Here is an 18962-nt window from a genome sequence, read left to right as displayed (position 1 = left end):
ATCTGCCAGGCTTTTCCGGACGGCATGCGTTGTTTGCAGGGGGGACACCTGCAACGAATGAGGAGGACTCAATGGTTGGGCACGGACAGAACGACACCGGTGAATACGGCACGGGTGGAGTGAAAGCCTCGGAGACCACATCGATCCATCTCACTCCCGTGCGCGACGAGCCCACCCTCACCCCGAAGGTTTCGGTCGAGGAACGCACGGCCATCGAGTCGTTGCCCGCAGGGTCCGCCCTGCTGGTGGCACACAGCGGCCCCAACGCCGGCGCCCGCTTCCTGCTCGACTCGGACGTCACGACGGCGGGCCGCCACCCGGACGCCGATATCTTCCTCGACGACGTCACGGTCTCGCGCCGCCACGTTGAATTCCGCCGCACGGCGCGCAGCTTCGAGGTCGTGGACACCGGGAGCCTGAACGGCACCTACGTCAACCACGACCGTGTCGACAGTGTGGAGCTGAAGTCCGGTAACGAGGTGCAGATCGGCAAGTTCCGGCTCACCTTCTACCTCAGCCCTGCCCGTACCGCAGGCAACGTCTGATATCGGGGTAGTTGCCTGTGGCCATGGCACAAGCCGAACGGCGCGGACCCCAGGTCCTGAACATCGGGGAGGTCCTGGCTCAACTGAGCGACGACTTCCCCAACATGACCGCGTCGAAAATCCGGTTCCTTGAAGAAAAGGGACTCATCAACCCGCAGCGGACTCCCGCCGGGTACCGGCAGTACTCCGAGGGCGACGTCGAGCGTCTCCGTTTTGTGCTGGCCCTGCAGCGGGACCAGTACCTGCCACTGAAGGTGATCAAGGACTACCTCGACGCGATTGACCGCGGCGAACGCCCGGACAACCTCCCTCCCGGGGTCACGGTCTCGCCGCGGATCGTCTCGGACCAACTCGCCGCCGAACTGAACCACCGGGTACGCCTGCTCAGCGAAGAGCAGCTCCGCACCGAGTCCGGGGCCAGCGTGCCGTTGCTCGAATCCCTGCTCAGCTTCGGCCTGATCGGCCACGTCAACGGCAAATTCGATGAACATGCCCTGCAGGTTGCCCGGGCCTGCGTGCAACTGGAGGGCCACGGCCTGGAACCGCGGCACCTGCGCCCGTTCCAGGCCGCCGCCGAACGCGAATTCGGGCTGGTGGAACGGGCGGTGGCGACCCTGACCTCGCGGAAGGACGCCGCCTCTCACGCCCGCGCCGCCGAGGCCGCCCGCGAAATCAGCGAACTCTGCCTGACGCTGCACCGGGCCCTGGTCCAGGACCGCATCTCGAGGATGGACATCTGATGATTGAGGTGGAAATCGTAGGCGTACGGATTGAATTGCCGTCCAACCAACCGCTTGTGCTGCTCAAGGAGATGCACGGGGAGCGCCACGTCCCCATCTGGATCGGCACCCCGGAGGCCAGCGCCATCGCCCTGGCCCAGCAGGGTGTGGTCCCGCCGCGGCCGATGACGCACGACCTGCTGGTGGACGTTGTCGAGGCATTGGGCCACACGATCGTCAGCGTCAATATCGTGGCGGTCGAGGACAACATCTTCTACGGCCAGCTCCAGTTCGAAGACGGCACCACCGTCAGCTCGAGGGCCTCGGATGCCCTGGCCCTGGCCCTGCGGGCCAAATGCCGGATCTGGTGCGCGGACGCCGTGATGGAAGAAGCCGGTGTGCGGATCACCGAGCACGACGACGGCGAGGAGGCCCAGCCGGGGCCCGCCGTCGACGAAGAGGGCGAGCTGCGCCGCTTCCGCGAGTTCCTGGACGACGTCGAACCCGAGGATTTCGCCGGCTGAAACGGCCCTAAGCTTAAAGTCGAGGTCGAAAGTTTCGACACGCCCCGGCAATACCCCCAACGTCTTTGACCTTGGGCCCCGGCAGGCCTAACGTCGGAGGTACAAGTTCCCATTGCATACAACAGCCGCGCAAGTCACACTGGACAGAGCCGCCGGAGCCGAAACTACACGGATGATTTTCGTGCCTACTCGGTCCGACGCAGGTCCCGGACAGCGCGTCGTTGCTGCAAGTTCCCGCGGGAACTCATGACAAGGAGGATCCACGTGAGTCCGAAAGGCGAAGCAGGCGAGCTCAAGCAGACCTCGACGGCAGGCGTTGCTGTGCCCGCGAGCGGTGCCCAGGGCCTGCTCTTCACCGAGGATCTTCCCGTCCTGGACGAAGACGCGGGTTACCGCGGCCCCACCGCGTGCAAGGCGGCCGGGATCACCTACCGCCAGCTGGACTACTGGGCACGCACCGGGCTCGTCGAACCCGCCGTGCGCGGCGCCGCCGGCTCCGGGTCGCAGCGCCTCTACGGCTTCCGCGACATCCTCGTCCTCAAGGTCGTCAAGCGGCTCCTCGACACCGGCGTCTCCCTGCAGCAGATCCGCACCGCCGTCGAGCACCTCCGGGAGCGCGGGGTCGAAGACCTCGCCCAGATCACGCTGATGAGTGACGGCGCGAGCGTCTACGAGTGCACCTCGGCGGATGAAGTCATCCGGGGCCACATCGTGGCCCCGCGCTTCTTGTTGTCCTCCATCCGGGAGGCCGGACTTCGAGCCGGAACAGTACAGCTAACGCTGGCTGCGGTTGCGGACCATGCCCGCAGCCGCCAGCTCCCCGGTACCGCCGGCCCCCATCAGGTTGCCTAGCAGCGTGTCGAACAACGCCGCGGCGTTCTTGGCGGAGTCCCCGGGCCAGTGATGGACCGAGTGGGCCGCGCCCTGGATCTGCTGCCAGTTCGCCTGCTCCGGGATGTGCGGGGTGAGCAGCAGTTCGCCGAACATGGACTGCATCTCGGCCAGACGGAAGGTGTGCTCCGAGGAGCCGGTCCGCACCCGGTTGGCGACAATGCCTGCGGGGGAGAGGCCTGGCGCGAATTCCTGCCGGAACAGCTGGATGGCGCGCATGGTGCGCTCGGTGCCCGCGACGGAGAACAGTCCCGGCTCGGCGACCAGGGCGACTTTGTCGCTGGCGGACCAGGCCATCCGGGTCAGGCCGTTCAGCGAGGGCGGGCAGTCGATCAGCACTAGTTCGTACTGCCCGGCACCTGCCAGCACGGCGGAGAGTCGGCGCAGGTCGCGGCGGCCGAGGTCGGGCCGGTCGTAGATTCCGGTATAGGCCGAGCCGATGGCGACATCCAGTACGGACGCTGCTGTTCCCTTGGAAGAAGCGCTGTGCTCCACCCATCCGCTGGGGACAACGTTGTCGGCGAGGCGGGCCCGGCGCGGGGACTTGAGCATCCGGCCGATGTCGAGTTGTTCATCGGGCCGGACGCCGAGGGCGGTGCTGGCATCCGCGTGCGGGTCAAGGTCGACCACGAGGGTGGGGATGCCGGCTGCGAGTGCGGCCGACGCCAGTCCGGTTGTCACGGAGGTCTTGCCGACACCGCCTTTGAGGCTGCTGATGCTGACTACTTGCACTTGAAAAACCAATACCTAACGCCGGTTGCCGAGACTGGGTCATGCCGGCCCGTGCGTTCCTTCGGACCGGGGCGTGCATGCGCCACCCACCAACTCATCATATGTTGACCCGGCACCGAAACCTTTCTCATCCGGCCCGACTTATCCGGGCCGGCGGGTGCCCGGACCGCTGTGGAGCCCCCCGCGCGAGAGCGATCTGCCCAATGCCGCCGAAATGACGCATAATGCTGTGATGGGCGCCACAATGATTTGTGTTTGCGCACACCAGTCTTAGAAACTGTGACGACTTACCGAACCACCCGCGATGATGCAGGAGAAGTATGTTTTCCAAGATTCTGGTGGCTAACCGCGGCGAAATCGCCATCCGCGCCTTCCGCGCCAGCTATGAGCTGGGTGCCAAGACCGTTGCAGTGTTCCCGACCGAGGACCGTAACTCGATCCACCGCCAGAAGGCGGATGAGGCGTATCTGATCGGCGAGGAGGGGCACCCGGTCCGGGCGTACCTCGATGTCGACGAGGTGGTGCGCGTGGCGAAGGAGGCCGGGGCCGACGCGATCTACCCCGGCTACGGATTCCTCTCGGAGAACCCCAACCTGGCGCGCGCCGCGGCTGCCGCCGGCATCACCTTCGTTGGACCGCCGGCAGAAGTCCTTGAACTGGCCGGCAACAAGGTCGCCGCACTGGAGGCCGCCCGCAAGGCCGGCGTCCCGGTGCTCAAGTCGAGCCAACCGTCCAAGGACGTCGACGAACTCATCGCCGCCGCGGACGAAATCGGCTTCCCCATCTTTGCGAAGGCCGTCGCCGGCGGCGGCGGCCGCGGCATGCGCCGGGTGGACACCCGGGACGCGTTGCCCGAGGCCCTGCAGGCCGCCATGCGCGAGGCCGACGCCGCCTTTGGTGACCCCACCATGTTCCTGGAACAGGCGGTGCTGCGCCCGCGGCACATCGAAGTGCAGATCCTCGCCGACGCCGAGGGCAACGTCATGCACCTCTTCGAGCGCGACTGCTCCATCCAGCGCCGCCACCAGAAGGTGATCGAGATTGCCCCCGCGCCGAACCTCGATGAGGGCATCCGGCAGGCGCTCTACCGGGACGCCGTGAAGTTCGCCAAGGCCCTGAACTACGTCAACGCCGGCACCGTGGAGTTCCTCGTCGACACCGTCGGCGAGCGGGCCGGCCAGCACGTCTTCATCGAGATGAACCCGCGCATCCAGGTCGAGCACACCGTCACCGAGGAAGTCACCGACGTCGACCTCGTCCAGGCCCAGCTGCGGATCGCCTCCGGCGAGACCCTCGCCGACCTCGGCCTCTCGCAGGAGACCGTCAAGCTCAACGGCGCCGCACTGCAGTCCCGCATCACCACCGAGGACCCGGCAAACGGCTTCCGCCCCGACGTCGGAAAGATCACCGGCTACCGTTCGGCCGGCGGCGCCGGTGTGCGGCTCGACGGCGGCACCGTCTACTCCGGCGCCGAGATCAGCCCGCACTTCGACTCGATGCTGGTCAAGCTGACCTGCCGCGGCCGCGACTACAAGACCGCCGTCGCCCGCGCCCGGCGCGCCCTGGCCGAGTTCCGGATCCGCGGCGTCTCCACCAACATTTCCTTCCTGCAGGCCGTTTTGGACGACCCGGACTTCGTCGCCGGTGACGTCGCCACCTCGTTCATCGACGAACGCCCCGAACTGCTCAAGGCCCGCGTCTCCGCGGACCGCGGCACCAAGCTGCTGACCTGGCTCGCCGAGGTCACCGTCAACAAGCCCAACGGCGAGCTCACGGCACACACCGACCCGGCCGACAAGCTGCCCGCCCTGACGGACAGTGACGCCCCCTTGGGGTCCCGGCAGCGGCTGCTCGAACTCGGCCCGGAGGGCTTCGCGAAGGCCCTGCGCGAGCAGGACGCCGTCGCCGTCACCGACACCACCTTCCGCGACGCGCACCAGTCCCTGCTGGCCACCCGCGTCCGGACCCGGGACCTCGTGGCGGCCGGACCGGCAGTATCCAAGCTGCTGCCCGAACTGCTCTCCGTCGAGGCCTGGGGCGGCGCGACCTACGACGTCGCCCTCCGCTTCCTGGGCGAGGACCCCTGGGACCGCCTGGCCGCGCTGCGCAAGGCGCTGCCGAACATCTGCCTGCAGATGCTGCTCCGCGGCCGGAACACCGTCGGCTACACCCCATACCCGGAAGAGGTGACGGTGGCCTTCGTCAACGAGGCCGCCGCGACCGGCATCGACATCTTCCGCATCTTCGACGCCCTCAACGACGTCAACCAGATGGCCCCCGCCATCCGCGCCGTCCGCGCCACCGGCACCGCCGTGGCCGAGGTCGCCCTCTGCTACACCGCGGACATGCTCGATCCGGACGAGAAGCTGTACACCCTCGACTACTACCTGGACCTGGCCCAGAAGATCGTCGACGCCGGCGCGCACATCCTCGCGATCAAGGACATGGCCGGACTGCTGCGCCCGGCGGCGGCAGCCCGCCTCGTGACGGCCCTGCGGGAGAAGTTCGACCTCCCGGTACACCTGCACACCCACGACACGGCGGGCGGCCAGCTGGCTACCCTGCTGGCTGCCGTGGACGCCGGCGTGGACGCCGTCGACGTCGCCTCGGCCTCGCTCGCCGGCACCACCAGCCAGCCCTCCGCCTCGGCCCTCGTCGCGGCGCTGGCCCACACGCCGAGGGACACCGGCCTGAGCCTGGCCAATGTGTGCGCCCTGGAACCGTACTGGGAGGCCGTGCGCCGCGTTTACGCCCCGTTCGAGTCGGGACTGCCGGGCCCCACCGGCCGGGTCTACCAGCACGAGATCCCCGGCGGCCAGCTCTCCAACCTGCGCCAGCAGGCGATCGCGCTGGGGCTGGGCGAACGCTTCGAAGCGATCGAGGACATGTACACCGCAGCGGACCGGATCCTGGGCCGGCTCGTGAAGGTCACGCCCTCGTCCAAGGTGGTGGGCGACCTCGCCCTGCACCTGGTCGGCCTCAACGCGGACCCGGCGGACTTCAACGAGAACCCGCAGAAGTACGACATCCCGGACTCCGTGATCGGCTTCCTCTCCGGCGAACTGGGAGACCCTCCCGGCGGCTGGCCCGAGCCGTTCCGGACCAAGGCCCTGCAGGGCCGCAGCGTCAAGGTCCGCGACGTCGAACTCAGCGCCGAAGATAGTGCCGCGCTTAAGGGCGACTCCAGGACGGTGCAGCAGACCCTCAACCGGCTGCTCTTTGCCGGTCCCACCAAGGACTACCAGAAGAGTGTCGAGGCCTACGGAAACCTTTCCGTCCTGGACACCCGCGACTACCTCTTCGGCCTGCAGCGCGGCGCCGAGCACGAGATCGAGCTGGAGAAGGGCGTGCGTCTGATCGCCTCGCTCGAGGCCGTCTCCGAGCCGGACGAGAAGGGCATGCGGACCGTGATGTGCACGCTCAACGGACAGTCCCGGCCCGTGGTGGTCCGTGACCGCTCCGTGGTCAGCAACGTCAAGGCCGCCGAGCGGGCCGACGCCTCGCAGCCGGGCCAGGTCGCCGCGCCGTTCGCCGGCGCCGTCACCCTGACCGTCAAGGCCGGCGACGCGGTCAAGGCCGGGGACACGGTCGCGACCATCGAGGCCATGAAGATGGAAGCCTCGATCACGACGCCGGTGGCCGGGACCGTGTCGCGGCTCGCCGTCGGCCCCGTCGAGCAGGTCCAGGGCGGCGACCTGCTGCTGGTCGTGGAGTAACGCGGCCGGACACGGCAGCACAGCAGAAAGGGCTCCTCCGGCTACGGCCGGAGGAGCCCTTCCTGGTTTATGCCAACGCGTTGAAGCGGGTCTTAGGCGTGCGTGGTGCGCTTCGCGGAGTACATCTCCTCGATCACGTTCTCGAAGTCCTTCATCACCTGGGCGCGCTTGACCTTCATGGACGGCGTCAGGTGGCCGGAGGCCTCGGTGAAATCGGAGGGAACAATCCGGAACGACTTGATGGCCTCGGCCTGCGAGACGGACTGGTTCGCACGGTTGATCAGCTCCTGGACCGCCGCCGTGACGGCGGGGTTTACGGTCGCCTCGGCCACCGTGGTCGACGCCGGCAGGCCGTGGCGCTGCAGCCAGCCCGGGAGCGCCTCCTCGTCGAGCGTCACGAGAGCGCCGATGAACGGACGGTTGTCTCCGACCACAAGGACCTGCGAAACCAGCGCGTCGGCGCGGATCTGGTCCTCGAGCAGGGCCGGCACCACGTTCTTGCCGCCGGCGGTGACGATGATTTCCTTCTTCCGCCCGGTGATGGTCAGGAAGCCCTGCCCGTCAAGCTGGCCGATGTCGCCGGTGCGGAACCAGCCGTCCACGAAGGCTTCGGCCGTGAGGTCCTCCCGGTTGAAGTAGCCCCGCATCACGCAGACGCCCTTGGCGAGAATCTCGCCGTCGTCGGCGATCTTCACGGCGTTGCCGGGAATCGGCGCGCCGACGGTGCCGATCTTGATCAGGCCGGGCGTGTTGACCGTGACCGGGGCGGTGGTTTCGGTCAGGCCGTAGCCTTCGAGGATCTGCAGGCCGATGCCTTGGAAGAAGTGGCCGAGGCGTTCGCCGAGCGGGCCGCCGCCGGACACCGCGTGCGCGACCTGGCCGCCCATGGCGTCGCGGAGCTTGCCGTAGACGAGCTTGTCAAACAGGGTGTGCTTGAGCCGCAGGCCCAGGCCCAGCTTGCCCGCCTGGCGAGCCCGCGAATAGGCGATGGCGGTTTCCGCGGCGCGATGGAAGATCGCCCCCTTACCGCCGTCCTCGGCCTTGGTCAGAGCGGAGTTGTAGACCTTTTCGAAGACCCGCGGCACCGCGAGGATGAAGGTCGGCTTGTAGCTCTGCAGGTCCGGCAGCAGGTTCTTGATGTCCGGAGTGTGCGCCACGGTAACGCCGGCCGCCACCGCCAGCACAGAAATGAAGCGGGCGAAGACGTGCGCGAGCGGGAGGAACATGATGGTCCGCGCCTGCTCGTGGACGATCTGGCCCAGGGACGTGGCCAGCACATTGTCGGAGAGCTCCACGAAGTTGCCGTGGGTCAGCTCGCAGCCCTTGGGCCGGCCGGTGGTGCCGGAGGTGTAGATGATGGTGGCGAGATCGTTGAGCGAGGCCTGACTGCGGCGGGCTTCGAGTTCCTCGTCGCTGATCCCGCTGCCGGCGGCGCGGACCTCGTCGAGGGCGTCACCTTCCAGCTGCCAGACGTGCCTCAGCCCGGTGAGGCCCTCGGAGCTGGCAGCCTGCCGGATGATGTCCTCATGGTGGGCGGACTCGCCGAAGGCGGCGACGGCGCCGGAGTCGCCGAGGTTCCAGGCAACCTGTGAGGGGGAGGACGTTTCATAGATCGGGACCGAGACGGCGCCGGCAAACCAGATCGCGAAGTCGATCAGGGCCCATTCGTACCGGGTGCGGGACATGATGCCGACCCGGTCGCCGGCAGCCACGCCGCTGGCCATCAGGCCCTTGGCGAGCAGGGAGACATCGGCCAGGAAATCGGTCGCCCGGACGTCCTGCCACTGGCCTGCGGCGTCGAGCCGTGAGAACAGGGCCGGGTTGGACGCCTTCGCGGCCTGGCGCAGGACCAGGTCCGTTACGTTCGTCTCCGGTGGGACGGTGACCAGGGGCGGGACACTGATTTCTCGCACGATAGCTCCTTTGATATCCATTGGCCCGCAAGGGGGGTACGACTAACAGTAGTATGTGGCCCCGGCGGGGTGTGTTCCACTTCACCTACTGGCGAGTAACTTTACGGTCAAGGCCCGTGTTGCGCCACCCGGGAGAGGGCCGGCGGCCCGGCCGCGCCGCTCGCTGAGGGCCCTAGAATGGGGAACGATGCATACTCCAACACCCGGCCAGAAGCCCGGACCGCAGCGCAGGACGGCCGCCTGGCGGCGCCGGATGCAGGGCTTTTCCGGCGCCTCCGAGGCCGGCAGTTTCCGTGAACACCTGCGGCTCGGGCGCAAGGGCCTCGCGATCGGCGTCGACATCGGCGGCACAAAGGTGGCGGCCGGCGTTGTGGACGCGGAAGGGCGCATCCTCAGCCAGGCCAAGCGGTCAACGCCGGGCAGCGATCCGCGCGCCGTCGAGCAGGTGATCGTCGAACTCGTGGAGGAACTGGGCCGGGGCCACCGCATCTGGTCGGTCGGCATCGGCGCGGCCGGGTGGATGGACCTCGACGGCGCCGCCGTGCTGTTCAGCCCGCACCTGGCCTGGCGCAACGAACCGCTGCGTGAGAACCTGCAGCGGCTGCTCCGCCGTCCGGTGCTGCTGACCAACGACGCCGACGCCGCCGGCTGGGCGGAGTGGCGCTTTGGCGCCGGGAAGGGCGAGAGCCGGCTGGTCTGCATTACCCTGGGCACCGGAATCGGCGGGGCCATGGTGATGGACGGGCGGCTCGAACGTGGGCGCTTCGGCGTGGCCGGTGAATTCGGCCACCAGATCATCATGCCCGGCGGCCACCGCTGCGAGTGCGGCAACCGCGGCTGCTGGGAGCAGTACGCCTCGGGGAACGCCCTTGGCCGGGAGGCCCGGGAACTCGCCGCAGCCAACTCGCCGGTGGCCCAGGAGCTGCTCAAAGCAGTGCACGGCCATGCCGACCGGATCACGGGCGTGGTCGTCACCGAACTCGCCAAGGCCGGCGATCCCACCGCGCGTGAACTCCTCGAAGACGTGGGGGAATGGCTCGGCCTGGGACTGGCGAACCTGGCGGCGGCCCTGGACCCGGGAACCTTCGTCATCGGCGGCGGGCTCTGCGACGCCGGCGAACTCCTCGTGGAACCGGCGCGGAAGGCCTTTGCCCGGAACCTGACCGGCCGCGGGTTCCGCCCGGCGGCCACGATTGAACTGGCCGCGCTGGGCCCCAATGCCGGGCTGATCGGCGCGGCCGACCTTTCCCGGGTCAGCAGCCGCATGCGCAGCTAGCCGGCGCGCGGGCGGCTCCGCAGCCGCCAGCCGGACAGCAACCGGCTAAACGCGGGCCCCGTCGTCGTTCTCGTCCTTCTCCTGCGGCAGCTTCATGATCAGGAACACCACCGACGCCGCGAAGGCGACCACCATGCCGACGACCGCCAGCAGCGGTGCGCTCCGCCAGAAAATGGCGGACAGCATCAGCGCGATCGGGCCGCCGACGGCGCCCAGCCATGCGAGCATCGTCAGCGGGTCGGACCCGGCCAGGCTGGGCGGCTCTTCGGGGACGAACGCTCCGTCGTCGTCGTCCGGCTCGTAGTCCCGCGGGCCCGGAGGCGCCCTGGCCGGCCGCGGCGTCGTCACTCCCGCCCAGCGAGGCCGCCCGGCCGCCGGCCGGGGGTTCGACCGGTGCCGGTGCCGGTGCCGCAAGGCCCAGCGGGTCGAAGTCGCGGAACGTCCGCGCGGCGGGGCTTCCGGCGTCGGCGCTGCCGGCCGGACCGGAGTCGGTGCCCTCCAGCCTGGCGACCAGATCCAGCCAGACAGCGTCGTCCTCGTTGGCGCTGGAGTCCGGGGAATCGGGGTCCGGCGAGCCCGGGTCGAATCTAGTCATCTGCCGTTTCTTTCTGGCTGGCACCGGCGGCGCCCGGGTTGGGCCCTTCCACGACCGACCGGATGAACTCCGCTGTGCCGCGGAAGATCTGTGGCGCGTCGTTGTCCATGGTAGCCACGTGGTAGCTGTTCTCCAGCCGGATGACCTCCAGCGGGGCGTTGCTCAGTCCGCGGCGCAGGGCGGCCAGGCTGGCGTCGGAAACGACGTGGTCCACGGTGGACCGGTAGACCCGGACCGGGGCCGTGATCCGGGGCAGCAGCCGCAGGGTGTCCTTGAACATCTTGTTCAGCTCGTGGGCCGCCGCGACCGGGGTCCGCGGATAGGCGCCTTCATCCACGCCCTCCTTGAGGATGTCATTGGCGATCGCCGGGGTGCTCTTCAGCACGAATTTCAGGATCCCGGCCAGCGGCGCGCGGGGATCATCGATGACCAGGCCGGGGTTCACCAGCACCGCCCCGGCCACGGGGCGGGTGGCCGCCAGCCGCAGCGCGAGGGCGCCGCCCATCGAGAGCCCGGCCACCACGACGTGGTCGCACTCCGAGGCCAGTTCCAGGTAGGCGGCGTCGAGCCCGGCATGCCAGTCCTGCCAGCGTGTCCGGGCCAGTTCCTGCCAGCTCGTGCCGTGCCCGGGCAGCAGCGGCATCCGGACCGCGTAGCCGGCCGCGGCCAGGGACTCGGCCCACGCCCGGACGCCGTGCGGGCTGCCGGTGAACCCATGGGAGACCACGACGCCGGTCCGGGGACCGGATCCGGTGAACGGACTGCTGTACGGCGAGTGGTCGGCGGCTGTGCTCATGGATGCTCCGTGGTTCATGGCTGCTCAGTTCTTACTGGCTGCTGAGGGCCTGCGGGGACAGTGGACTGGGCTGGGGACGGGGCCGCGTGCTCCCGGAAGAAGCGGGCGGACTGCGAAAAGATTACGGGAGCGTCGACGTCGAGCGTTGCAACGTGGCCGCTGGACGGCAGCGGGACCACCGTAAGGTCCGGCGATCCGAGGCGCCCGCGGAGCAGCTCCAGCGAGGTCGGCGGCACCACCGCGTCCGTGTCGGACTTGAACACGATAGCCGGAGCGTCGACGGCGGGCAGTTCGCGCAGTGTCGCGGTGAAGAGCTTGCGCAGTTGGTGGACGGCCGCGAGCGGGGTCAGTGAGTAGTCGCCGTCCTGGGTGGCGGCCGCCGTCGACTCCGTCTCCTGGAGCGGGACGGTGGTGCGCTGCAGGTACTTGAGCACCCCGATGTAGCGCACCCGGCGGTCGTAGAAACTGAGCCCGGGGTTCACGACGGCGACGCCGGCCACGCGGTGGCGGGCAGCGGTGCGCAGCGCGATGGTTCCGCCCATGGACAGGCCCGCCACGAAGCATGAGCGGGTTCCGGCGGCCAGGTCCAGGTACGCGGCCTCGAAGGCGCCGTACCAGTCCTGCCAGCCGTGCCGGGCGAGATCCCGCCAGTCGGTGCCGTGGCCGGGCAGCAGCGGGACGGAGACGGCGAACCCGAGGGAGGCCAGGTGCTCGGCCCAGGGAAGCACACTCAGGGGGCTACCGGTAAAGCCATGGCAGATCGCGACGCCGGTGCCCGCATTGGCGCCGTGGCCGGGGTAGCGAAAAGCGGCAGGCGCCACTGGAGTGCTGCTTTCGCTCATGAGCCCATCGTGTCACTGTTCCCGACAAAACTCACTAGAGTAGGGTGTCACTGAAGTCCTGGCCGGGTCCGAAGAAGGGCCGGCCAGACGCCTGCCGGAGAGGTACACCACGTGTTTTATTGGTTCATGAAGACGTTCGTCCTTGGGCCGGTCCTGAAGACGCTCTTCCGGCCGTGGGTCAAAGGCCTGGACAATGTTCCGGCCGAGGGCGCCGCGATCCTGGCCTCCAACCACCTTTCTTTTTCCGATTCCATCTTCATGCCGCTGATGGTGCCCCGGCCGGTGGTGTTCCTGGCGAAATCCGAGTACTTCACCGGCAAGGGAATCAAAGGCAAACTGACCGCCGCCTTCTTCCGGCTGACCAACCAGCTGCCGATGGACCGGTCCGGGGGAGCGGCGTCCGCCCGCTCGCTTGATGCCGGCATGGATGTGTTGAAGAACGGTTCGCTCCTGGGCATCTACCCCGAAGGCACCCGCAGTCCGGACGCCCGCCTGTACCGCGGCAAGGTCGGGGTCGCCCGGCTCGCCCTGCAGGCCCGGGTCCCGGTGATCCCGGTCGCGATGATCGGCACCGACAAGGTCCAGCCCATCGGCAAGCGGATGCCCAACATCCGCCGGATCGGGATGATCTTTGGCGAACCGCTGGACTTCAGCCGCTACTACGGCATGGAAGACGACCGCCTGATCCAGCGTTCCGTAACGGACGAAATCATGTACGAACTGATGCGGCTCTCCGGCCAGGAATACGTCGACGAATACGCCGCCGTCGTCAAACTGCGTCTCGCCGGGAAAGCCACCGAGGCACCGGAGGCCGGCGCCGGCCAGGAACCGGAGACGCCCGGAACTGTGTGACGGGCCGCCCGCGGTCAATGACGCCGGGCGCCGCCGTTCAACGCGGAGGCAACTATCCTTAGAGGGTGACTGAGCTATCTGCGCCTTCGACGTCCCTGAACAACTCCACGCCGGCGGGCCCCGCCCCCGCAGGCTCCGCTTTTGCCGGTTCTGCTTTCACGAGCACGGCCCAGAGCGGCGCCGCCAACTATCCGGGACTGGACCACTGGCGGGAGCTGCCTGCCTCGCAACAGCCCAGCTGGTCCGACGCGGCAGTCTTTGAGGCCTCGGTCAAGGAACTCTCGGTGCTGCCGCCGCTCGTCTTCGCCGGCGAAGTGGACATCCTGCGCGAACGGCTCGCCGCGGCCGCGCAGGGCAAGGCGTTCCTGCTCCAGGGCGGTGACTGCGCGGAGACCTTCGAAGCCGCCACGGCGGACAAGATCAGCGCCCGGGTCAAGACCATCCTGCAGATGGCCGTCGTGCTCACCTATGGCGCGGCGATGCCCGTGATCAAGATGGGCCGGATGGCGGGCCAGTTCGCCAAGCCGCGCTCGTCCAACGACGAAACCCGCGACGGCGTCACGCTGCCGGCTTACCGCGGCGACATCGTCAACGGCTATGACTTCACGCCGGAGTCCCGCGCGCACGACGCCAGCCGGATGCTCAAGGCGTACCACACCTCGGCATCGACCCTGAACCTGATCCGGGCGTTCACGCAGGGCGGCTTCGCCGACCTGAGGCTGGTGCACCAGTGGAACAAGGGCTTCACCGAGAACCCGGCGCACGCGCGTTACGAATCCCTGGCCCGCGACATCGACCGGGCCATCAAGTTCATGTCCTCCTGCGGCGCGGACTTCGAGGCGCTTAAGCGCGTCGAGTTCTACGCCAGCCACGAGGCGCTGCTGCTGGACTATGAGCGGGCCCTGACCCGCATCGACTCGCGAACCGGCCTGCCGTACGACACCTCGGCGCATTTCCTGTGGATCGGGGAGCGCACCCGGGAACTGGACCACGCGCACGTCGATTTCCTCTCCCGCGTCCGCAACCCGATCGGCGTCAAGCTGGGCCCCTCGACCACCGGCGAGGACGCCCTCCGCCTGATCGACAAGCTTGACCCCAACCGGGAACCCGGCCGCCTGACCTTCATCACCCGGATGGGCGCCGGCAACATCCGCGAGAAATTGCCTCCCATCGTCGAGCGCGTCACCGCCTCCGGCGCCCAGGTCCTCTGGGTCACCGATCCGATGCACGGCAATACGGTGACCTCGCCCAACGGCTACAAGACCCGCAACTTCGACGACGTCATCGACGAGGTGCGCGGCTTCTTCGAGGTGCACCACGGCCTCGGCACCGTTCCGGGCGGCCTGCACGTGGAAATGACCGGCGACGACGTGGCCGAGTGCCTCGGCGGCGCCGACCCGATCGATCAGGACGCCTTCCTGGACCGCTATGAATCCGTCTGCGATCCGCGGCTGAACCACATGCAGTCCCTCGAAATGGCGTTCCTGGTGGCGGGAGCCCTCGCCAAGCGCTAAGCCGCGCCGGCCGACACGGGCCGATGCCGCAGGCGGCGACGCCACAGGCAGTATGAGCTCCGCCCCGGCTGTTTCCAGCCGGGGCGGAGCTCTTACTTATTTGGCAGAAGTCAGGTCACGGTGATCGTGACGAGTGAGCCTTCGGGCTGCCGCCCGGTCTTGTCCTGGCCGGCCACCAGGCCCAGCACGGATGAACCGAAGGCGTAGTTGACCTTCACCTCGAAGCCGGCATCCTTGAGGGCCTGCACCGCCTCCTCCTCCGGCTTGCGGAACACGTCCGGGACCTGGACGAATTTCGGTCCCTTGGAGATCGTCAGGGTCACGGCGCCGCCCTTGGTGAGATTCCCGGTGGCCGGGTCCTGGCCGGCAACCGCGCCCTTTGGCACCTCCCGGTCGAAAACGGCTTCCGGGGCGACGACGGCTTTGAGCCCGGCGGCTTCCAGCGTTTTCACCGCGGTCTCCTGGTCCTTGCCGCGCAGCTCGGGCACCGGGATGGGCCGCGGCCCCTTGGAGACCGTCAGCCCCACGGCTGTCCCGTGCTTGGCGGGGGTGCCTTTGCCCGGCTTCTGGGCCAGCACGGTTCCAGCCGCCGCGGCCTCGTCGTAGCGCTCGGTGACGGGGCCCAGCGCCATGCCGGCGCCATTGAGGGCCGTCTTCGCCGCATCGAGCGACTTGCCCGTCAGCTGGGGCAGGGGAAACAGCTCCGGACCCTTCGAAACGGCCAGCGAGACGGACTGGAATTTCCGGACCACCTGACCCGCCTGCGGCTCCGAGCCGACCACGAGGCCAGGGGACGTGTCGTCGTCAAAGACGTCCCGGGTGGTCGACTCGAAACCGGCAGTGCGGAGCAGCTGCTGTGCTTCGGCCACGGTCTTGTTGGCCAACTGCGGAATGGTCCCCGGAGACCCCGGGCCCATGCCGAAGAACCAACCGGCGCCGGCCGCGAGCAGCGCCACCAGGACCAGCACCAGGATCCAGGCCAGGCCCCGGCGCCGTGGGTTGCCCGCCCGGAGGCTTCGGCTGGGGGTCGCGGCAGCACGCTGCCGCGCCTTTTCCTCCTCGCGGTCCTGCTTGCGTTGTGCACGCTTGCTTGCAGGCTCCGGACGGCCGTCCGGAGCATCCTCAGGATAGGCGCCAAACTCTCGTTCCTCCGGCGCGGCGAGCGGACCGTAAGCGCCGGGCCGTGACCTGCCGGCGAGGACGGTGGTGGGGTTGCTGCCGCGGTTGATGACTTCCGTGGGCTGCTGGAGGCCACCGAGGAATTCCGTGTGTGCCTCAGCGGCGGCCGGGCGGGGTTCCGTCGCGGGCCGCCCGGATGTGGAACCGCCGGGGCCTGCCGCCGCGGCGCCGGCAACGGGCGCCGCAAGGGCGGCCGGGGGCCGCAGGTCCAAGTCGGCGTCGCTGAGGTTGGTGCGGATGTGTCGAAGTTCGAAGAGCAATGCATTGCCGTCGACGGGGCGCTTGTCCGGGTCGTTCGCCGTGCACCACTGCACGAGCTCGTCGAGTTCTTCGGCCAGCCCCGGGACCAGGGCCGACGGCGGCCCGACGGTCGAGTTCACGTGCTGGTAGGCGACCTGGATGGGAACCTCGCCGTCGAACGGCTGCCGACCGGTGATCATCTCGTAGAGCATGATCCCGAGTGAATAGATGTCGCTGCGGGCGTCGGCCTGCTGGCCCAGCACGAGCTCGGGGGAGAGGTAGGCGACGGTCCCGATCAGGGCGCCGGTGCTGGTCGTCGTCGTGATCGCCCGCGCCAGCCCGAAGTCGCCGATCTTGATCCGGCCGTCGTCGGCGATGAGCACGTTCTCGGGCTTGACGTCGCGGTGGATGAGGCCGGCCGCGTGGGCGGCTCCGAGTCCTTCCACGACCGGGTCGATCAGCGCCAGGGCAAGCCTCGGCGTGAGGGCTCCCTTTTCCTTGATCACGTCCCGCAGCGTGTGCCCCTTGATGTATTCCATCACCAGGTAGGCCAGCGGGCCGTCGTCGCCCTGGTCCAGGACGCCCACCACGTGCGGGTGCGACAGCCGGGCGGCGGCCTTGGCTTCGCGGCCCAGCCGGTCCAGGAACTGCGGGTCTCCGGCCATGTGCGGATGCAGGACCTTGAGCGCCACGTCCCGCTCGAGCCGCCGGTCGGTGGCGAGGTACACCGTGGACATCCCGCCTCGGGCCAGCTTGGATCGAATCAGGTACCGGTTGTCCACCAGGGTCCCGACGAGAGCGTCCGATGTGTATTCCTGCACCCTTTGATCCTAAGCTCTGCACGGAAACGGGCCCGGATTGACATGCAACCCGGACCCGTATCGTTACGCGACGGAGGTCTCAGCCCCGTGCGATGCTGGCGGTTCTAGCTGAAGGTCTTCTGCAGCGCCTTGATCGACGCCACATAGGCCTTCGTATCCTCGTACATGCCCTTCGTGCTCACCGAGTACTGGCCCTGGTAGTACCCCGCGATGGCGTAGTCCAGGTTCTTGCTGGTCGCGACCAGTTGGCGGATGATGGCGATGCCGGCCGTGGCGTTGTCGTACGGATCCAGCAGGTTCAGCTTGCGGCCCACGAGTTCCGAGGCCCACCCTCCGGAGGACGGAATGACCTGCATGGTGCCGATCGCGTTCGCGGGGGACACCGAGCGGTGGTTGAAGCCGGACTCCTGGTAGGCGAACGCCATGGCCAGCGACGGCGCCACACCCATCCGGCGTGCGGTGTCCGCCACGATCTGCTTCATCTGCTCGCGGGTGGGAACCGGCGAGGCATTCAGCAGCGCCTTGTTCTGGTTGGCGGAGCTGACGACAGCCTTCGGGTAGCTGAACCCCAGGAACGTGCTGGGCACGAGCGGGGTCACGGTCGCCGCGGGCTGGCTTGAGGCGGGCTTCAAGGTCCCGGTGCCGGCACCGGGAATGACGAGCTTGTGGCCGGGGTAGATGATGCTGCTCATGGTCAGCCGGTTCGCCGACAGGACGGCGGAGAGCTTTACGCCGTGCCGGGCGGCAATACCGGAGAGCGTGTCACCGGATTTGATCGTGTAGGACCCCGAGCTGACTGGGGCCGGGGCGGGCTTGGGGGCGGGCTTCGGCGCCGCGGTCCGGACCGGCGCGGGTGCTGCCGCGGCGGCGCCGATGTTGATCCGCTGGCCAGGGTGGATTACCGAGCGCATGTTGAGCCCGTTCCGGCTGAACACGTCCGACAGCTTGACCCCGTGGCGGGCGGCAATGCCGCTCAGGGTGTCGCCGGACTTGACCGTGTAAACGCTGCCGGCGGACCGGACCGGAGCAGCCTTCGCCGGGACTGCCTTGGCCGGAGCTGCCTTCGCGGCGGGGCCGCCGGTGAGCTTGATTTTCTGGCCAGGGTAAATCACGGAGTTGGCGCGGAGCTTGTTCAGCGTAAGGACGGACTGGGTGCTCAGTCCAAACTTGCGGGCGATCGCGCTGATCGTATCGCCGCGGACGATCGTGTACTGGGCCGGTGCGGCGACCTTGGCGGGGCGGAACGCGGTCGGCAGCGCTACCGCAACCTCGGTTGCCGGAATCCGAGCCGAGGGCAGTGCCACGGCGGCCTGACCCTGCGCCTTCATGGCCGCCGCCAGCGTCGCCGGGATCGCCCGGGGGCGGGATTCGGCAGCAGCGGGCTGTGCGATCGCCAAGGAGGAGAGCATGACGGCGGGGAGAGCCGCCGTCGTCGCCGCAATCAGCGGGAGGCCGGGCCTCGGGTTGGGCTTTGGCGAACGTGACGTCGTCATGGGAAAGATCCTCTTCTCAGCGGCGAACCCTGCAGCACAGACAGTGTTACTGGTGTTACCAGTGTGACTGAAGATACTGCAGTTACAAATGTGATCTATGCGAATCTCTCATGAATTGCGAATTAGCACAAGAACTGTTTGACATTCTGCAACGCGGCTATTGGGAGTGTCGGCCCAGGGGCCCCGGCCGGGGCCCGCGAAGGCGTCCGCGCCGGCGGCCATTTCGCAGTCCCTTTTATACGCCGGGTTAAGCGGTCGCATTATTGGGTCGTGGCTGACTAGGCGCATTCCGCCCCGGCATGGCAATCTTGATC

The 18962-nt window shown here is 68.4% G+C and carries 14 protein-coding genes and 1 pseudogene; 8 read left to right on the top strand and 7 right to left on the bottom strand.

The window, feature by feature from the left end; all coding sequences use genetic code 11:
- The first annotated feature begins 71 nt into the window (after positions 1–71).
- The 4 genes from AC1DB8_RS08570 (at position 72) to AC1DB8_RS08555 (ending at position 2640) form a co-directional block, all read left to right on the top strand.
- Positions 72–545: an FHA domain-containing protein gene (locus tag AC1DB8_RS08570; RefSeq protein WP_175321575.1), complete on the top strand. Its 474-nt coding sequence runs from the start codon at positions 72–74 to the stop codon at positions 543–545.
- A gap of 23 nt (positions 546–568) precedes the next feature.
- Positions 569–1285: a transcriptional regulator FtsR gene (gene ftsR / locus AC1DB8_RS08565; RefSeq protein ID WP_175321576.1), complete on the top strand. Its 717-nt coding sequence runs from the start codon at positions 569–571 to the stop codon at positions 1283–1285.
- On the top strand, positions 1285–1788 hold the full coding sequence (locus AC1DB8_RS08560) for a bifunctional nuclease family protein (RefSeq protein WP_175321577.1): 504 nt from the start codon (positions 1285–1287) through the stop codon (positions 1786–1788). The genes ftsR and AC1DB8_RS08560 overlap by 1 nt, the downstream gene beginning before the upstream one ends.
- Before the next feature lie 264 nt (positions 1789–2052).
- Positions 2053–2640 (top strand): MerR family transcriptional regulator, encoded by a 588-nt coding sequence (locus AC1DB8_RS08555; RefSeq protein WP_476892763.1) that lies wholly within the window; start codon positions 2053–2055, stop codon positions 2638–2640.
- Here the strand turns inward: AC1DB8_RS08555 and AC1DB8_RS08550 are convergent.
- A complete protein-coding gene (locus tag AC1DB8_RS08550; protein WP_441418900.1) occupies positions 2563–3411 on the bottom strand; it encodes a ParA family protein in 849 nt (282 codons plus the stop codon). The genes AC1DB8_RS08555 and AC1DB8_RS08550 overlap by 78 nt on opposite strands.
- A 320-nt stretch (positions 3412–3731) precedes the next feature.
- Here AC1DB8_RS08550 and AC1DB8_RS08545 point away from each other — a divergent pair, with 320 nt between their 5' ends.
- Positions 3732–7127, top strand: a complete 3396-nt coding sequence (locus tag AC1DB8_RS08545) for a pyruvate carboxylase (protein ID WP_476892762.1) — start codon at positions 3732–3734, stop codon at positions 7125–7127.
- 92 nt (positions 7128–7219) lie between these two features.
- Here AC1DB8_RS08545 and AC1DB8_RS08540 read toward each other — a convergent pair whose 3' ends face one another.
- The gene (locus tag AC1DB8_RS08540) at positions 7220–9040 is read right to left on the bottom strand and encodes an AMP-dependent synthetase/ligase (protein WP_441418898.1); all 1821 of its coding nucleotides are present in this window, start codon (positions 9038–9040) and stop codon (positions 7220–7222) included.
- 253 nt (positions 9041–9293) lie between these two features.
- Here AC1DB8_RS08540 and AC1DB8_RS08535 point away from each other — a divergent pair, with 253 nt between their 5' ends.
- Positions 9294–10316, top strand: a complete 1023-nt coding sequence (locus AC1DB8_RS08535) for an ROK family glucokinase (RefSeq protein ID WP_476893025.1) — start codon at positions 9294–9296, stop codon at positions 10314–10316.
- Between the two features lie 45 nt (positions 10317–10361).
- Here the strand turns inward: AC1DB8_RS08535 and AC1DB8_RS08530 are convergent.
- The 3 genes and pseudogenes from AC1DB8_RS08530 to AC1DB8_RS08520 all read right to left on the bottom strand — a co-directional run bounded on the left by AC1DB8_RS08530 (position 10362) and on the right by AC1DB8_RS08520 (position 12549).
- Positions 10362–10911: pseudogene (locus AC1DB8_RS08530) on the bottom strand (hypothetical protein).
- Complete coding sequence (locus tag AC1DB8_RS08525) at positions 10904–11707, bottom strand: alpha/beta hydrolase (RefSeq protein WP_476892761.1); 804 nt, start codon at positions 11705–11707, stop codon at positions 10904–10906. The pseudogene AC1DB8_RS08530 and the gene AC1DB8_RS08525 overlap by 8 nt, the downstream one beginning before the upstream one ends.
- A gap of 14 nt (positions 11708–11721) precedes the next feature.
- Positions 11722–12549 (bottom strand): alpha/beta hydrolase, encoded by an 828-nt coding sequence (locus AC1DB8_RS08520; protein WP_476892760.1) that lies wholly within the window; start codon positions 12547–12549, stop codon positions 11722–11724.
- Between the two features lie 111 nt (positions 12550–12660).
- On the opposite strand from AC1DB8_RS08520, the gene AC1DB8_RS08515 reads away from it, so the two are divergent.
- Positions 12661–13401 (top strand): lysophospholipid acyltransferase family protein, encoded by a 741-nt coding sequence (locus AC1DB8_RS08515; RefSeq protein WP_175321586.1) that lies wholly within the window; start codon positions 12661–12663, stop codon positions 13399–13401.
- A gap of 65 nt (positions 13402–13466) precedes the next feature.
- Positions 13467–14915: a class II 3-deoxy-7-phosphoheptulonate synthase gene (locus AC1DB8_RS08510; protein WP_441418894.1), complete on the top strand. Its 1449-nt coding sequence runs from the start codon at positions 13467–13469 to the stop codon at positions 14913–14915.
- A 110-nt stretch (positions 14916–15025) separates the two neighbouring features.
- On the opposite strand, the gene AC1DB8_RS08505 is transcribed toward AC1DB8_RS08510, so the two are convergent.
- Entirely contained in the window at positions 15026–17155 is a 2130-nt protein-coding gene (locus AC1DB8_RS08505; protein ID WP_476892759.1) for a protein kinase domain-containing protein, read from the bottom strand.
- 104 nt (positions 17156–17259) lie between these two features.
- Positions 17260–18648 carry a lytic transglycosylase gene (locus AC1DB8_RS08500; protein ID WP_476892758.1) on the bottom strand — a complete coding sequence of 463 codons (1389 nt, stop codon included), beginning with the start codon at positions 18646–18648 and terminating at the stop codon, positions 17260–17262.
- Between the last annotated feature and the right edge of the window lie 314 nt (positions 18649–18962).

Source organism: Arthrobacter sp. 10N410 (assembly GCF_056394945.1).
This window is presented reverse-complemented; position numbering and strand designations above follow the sequence as displayed.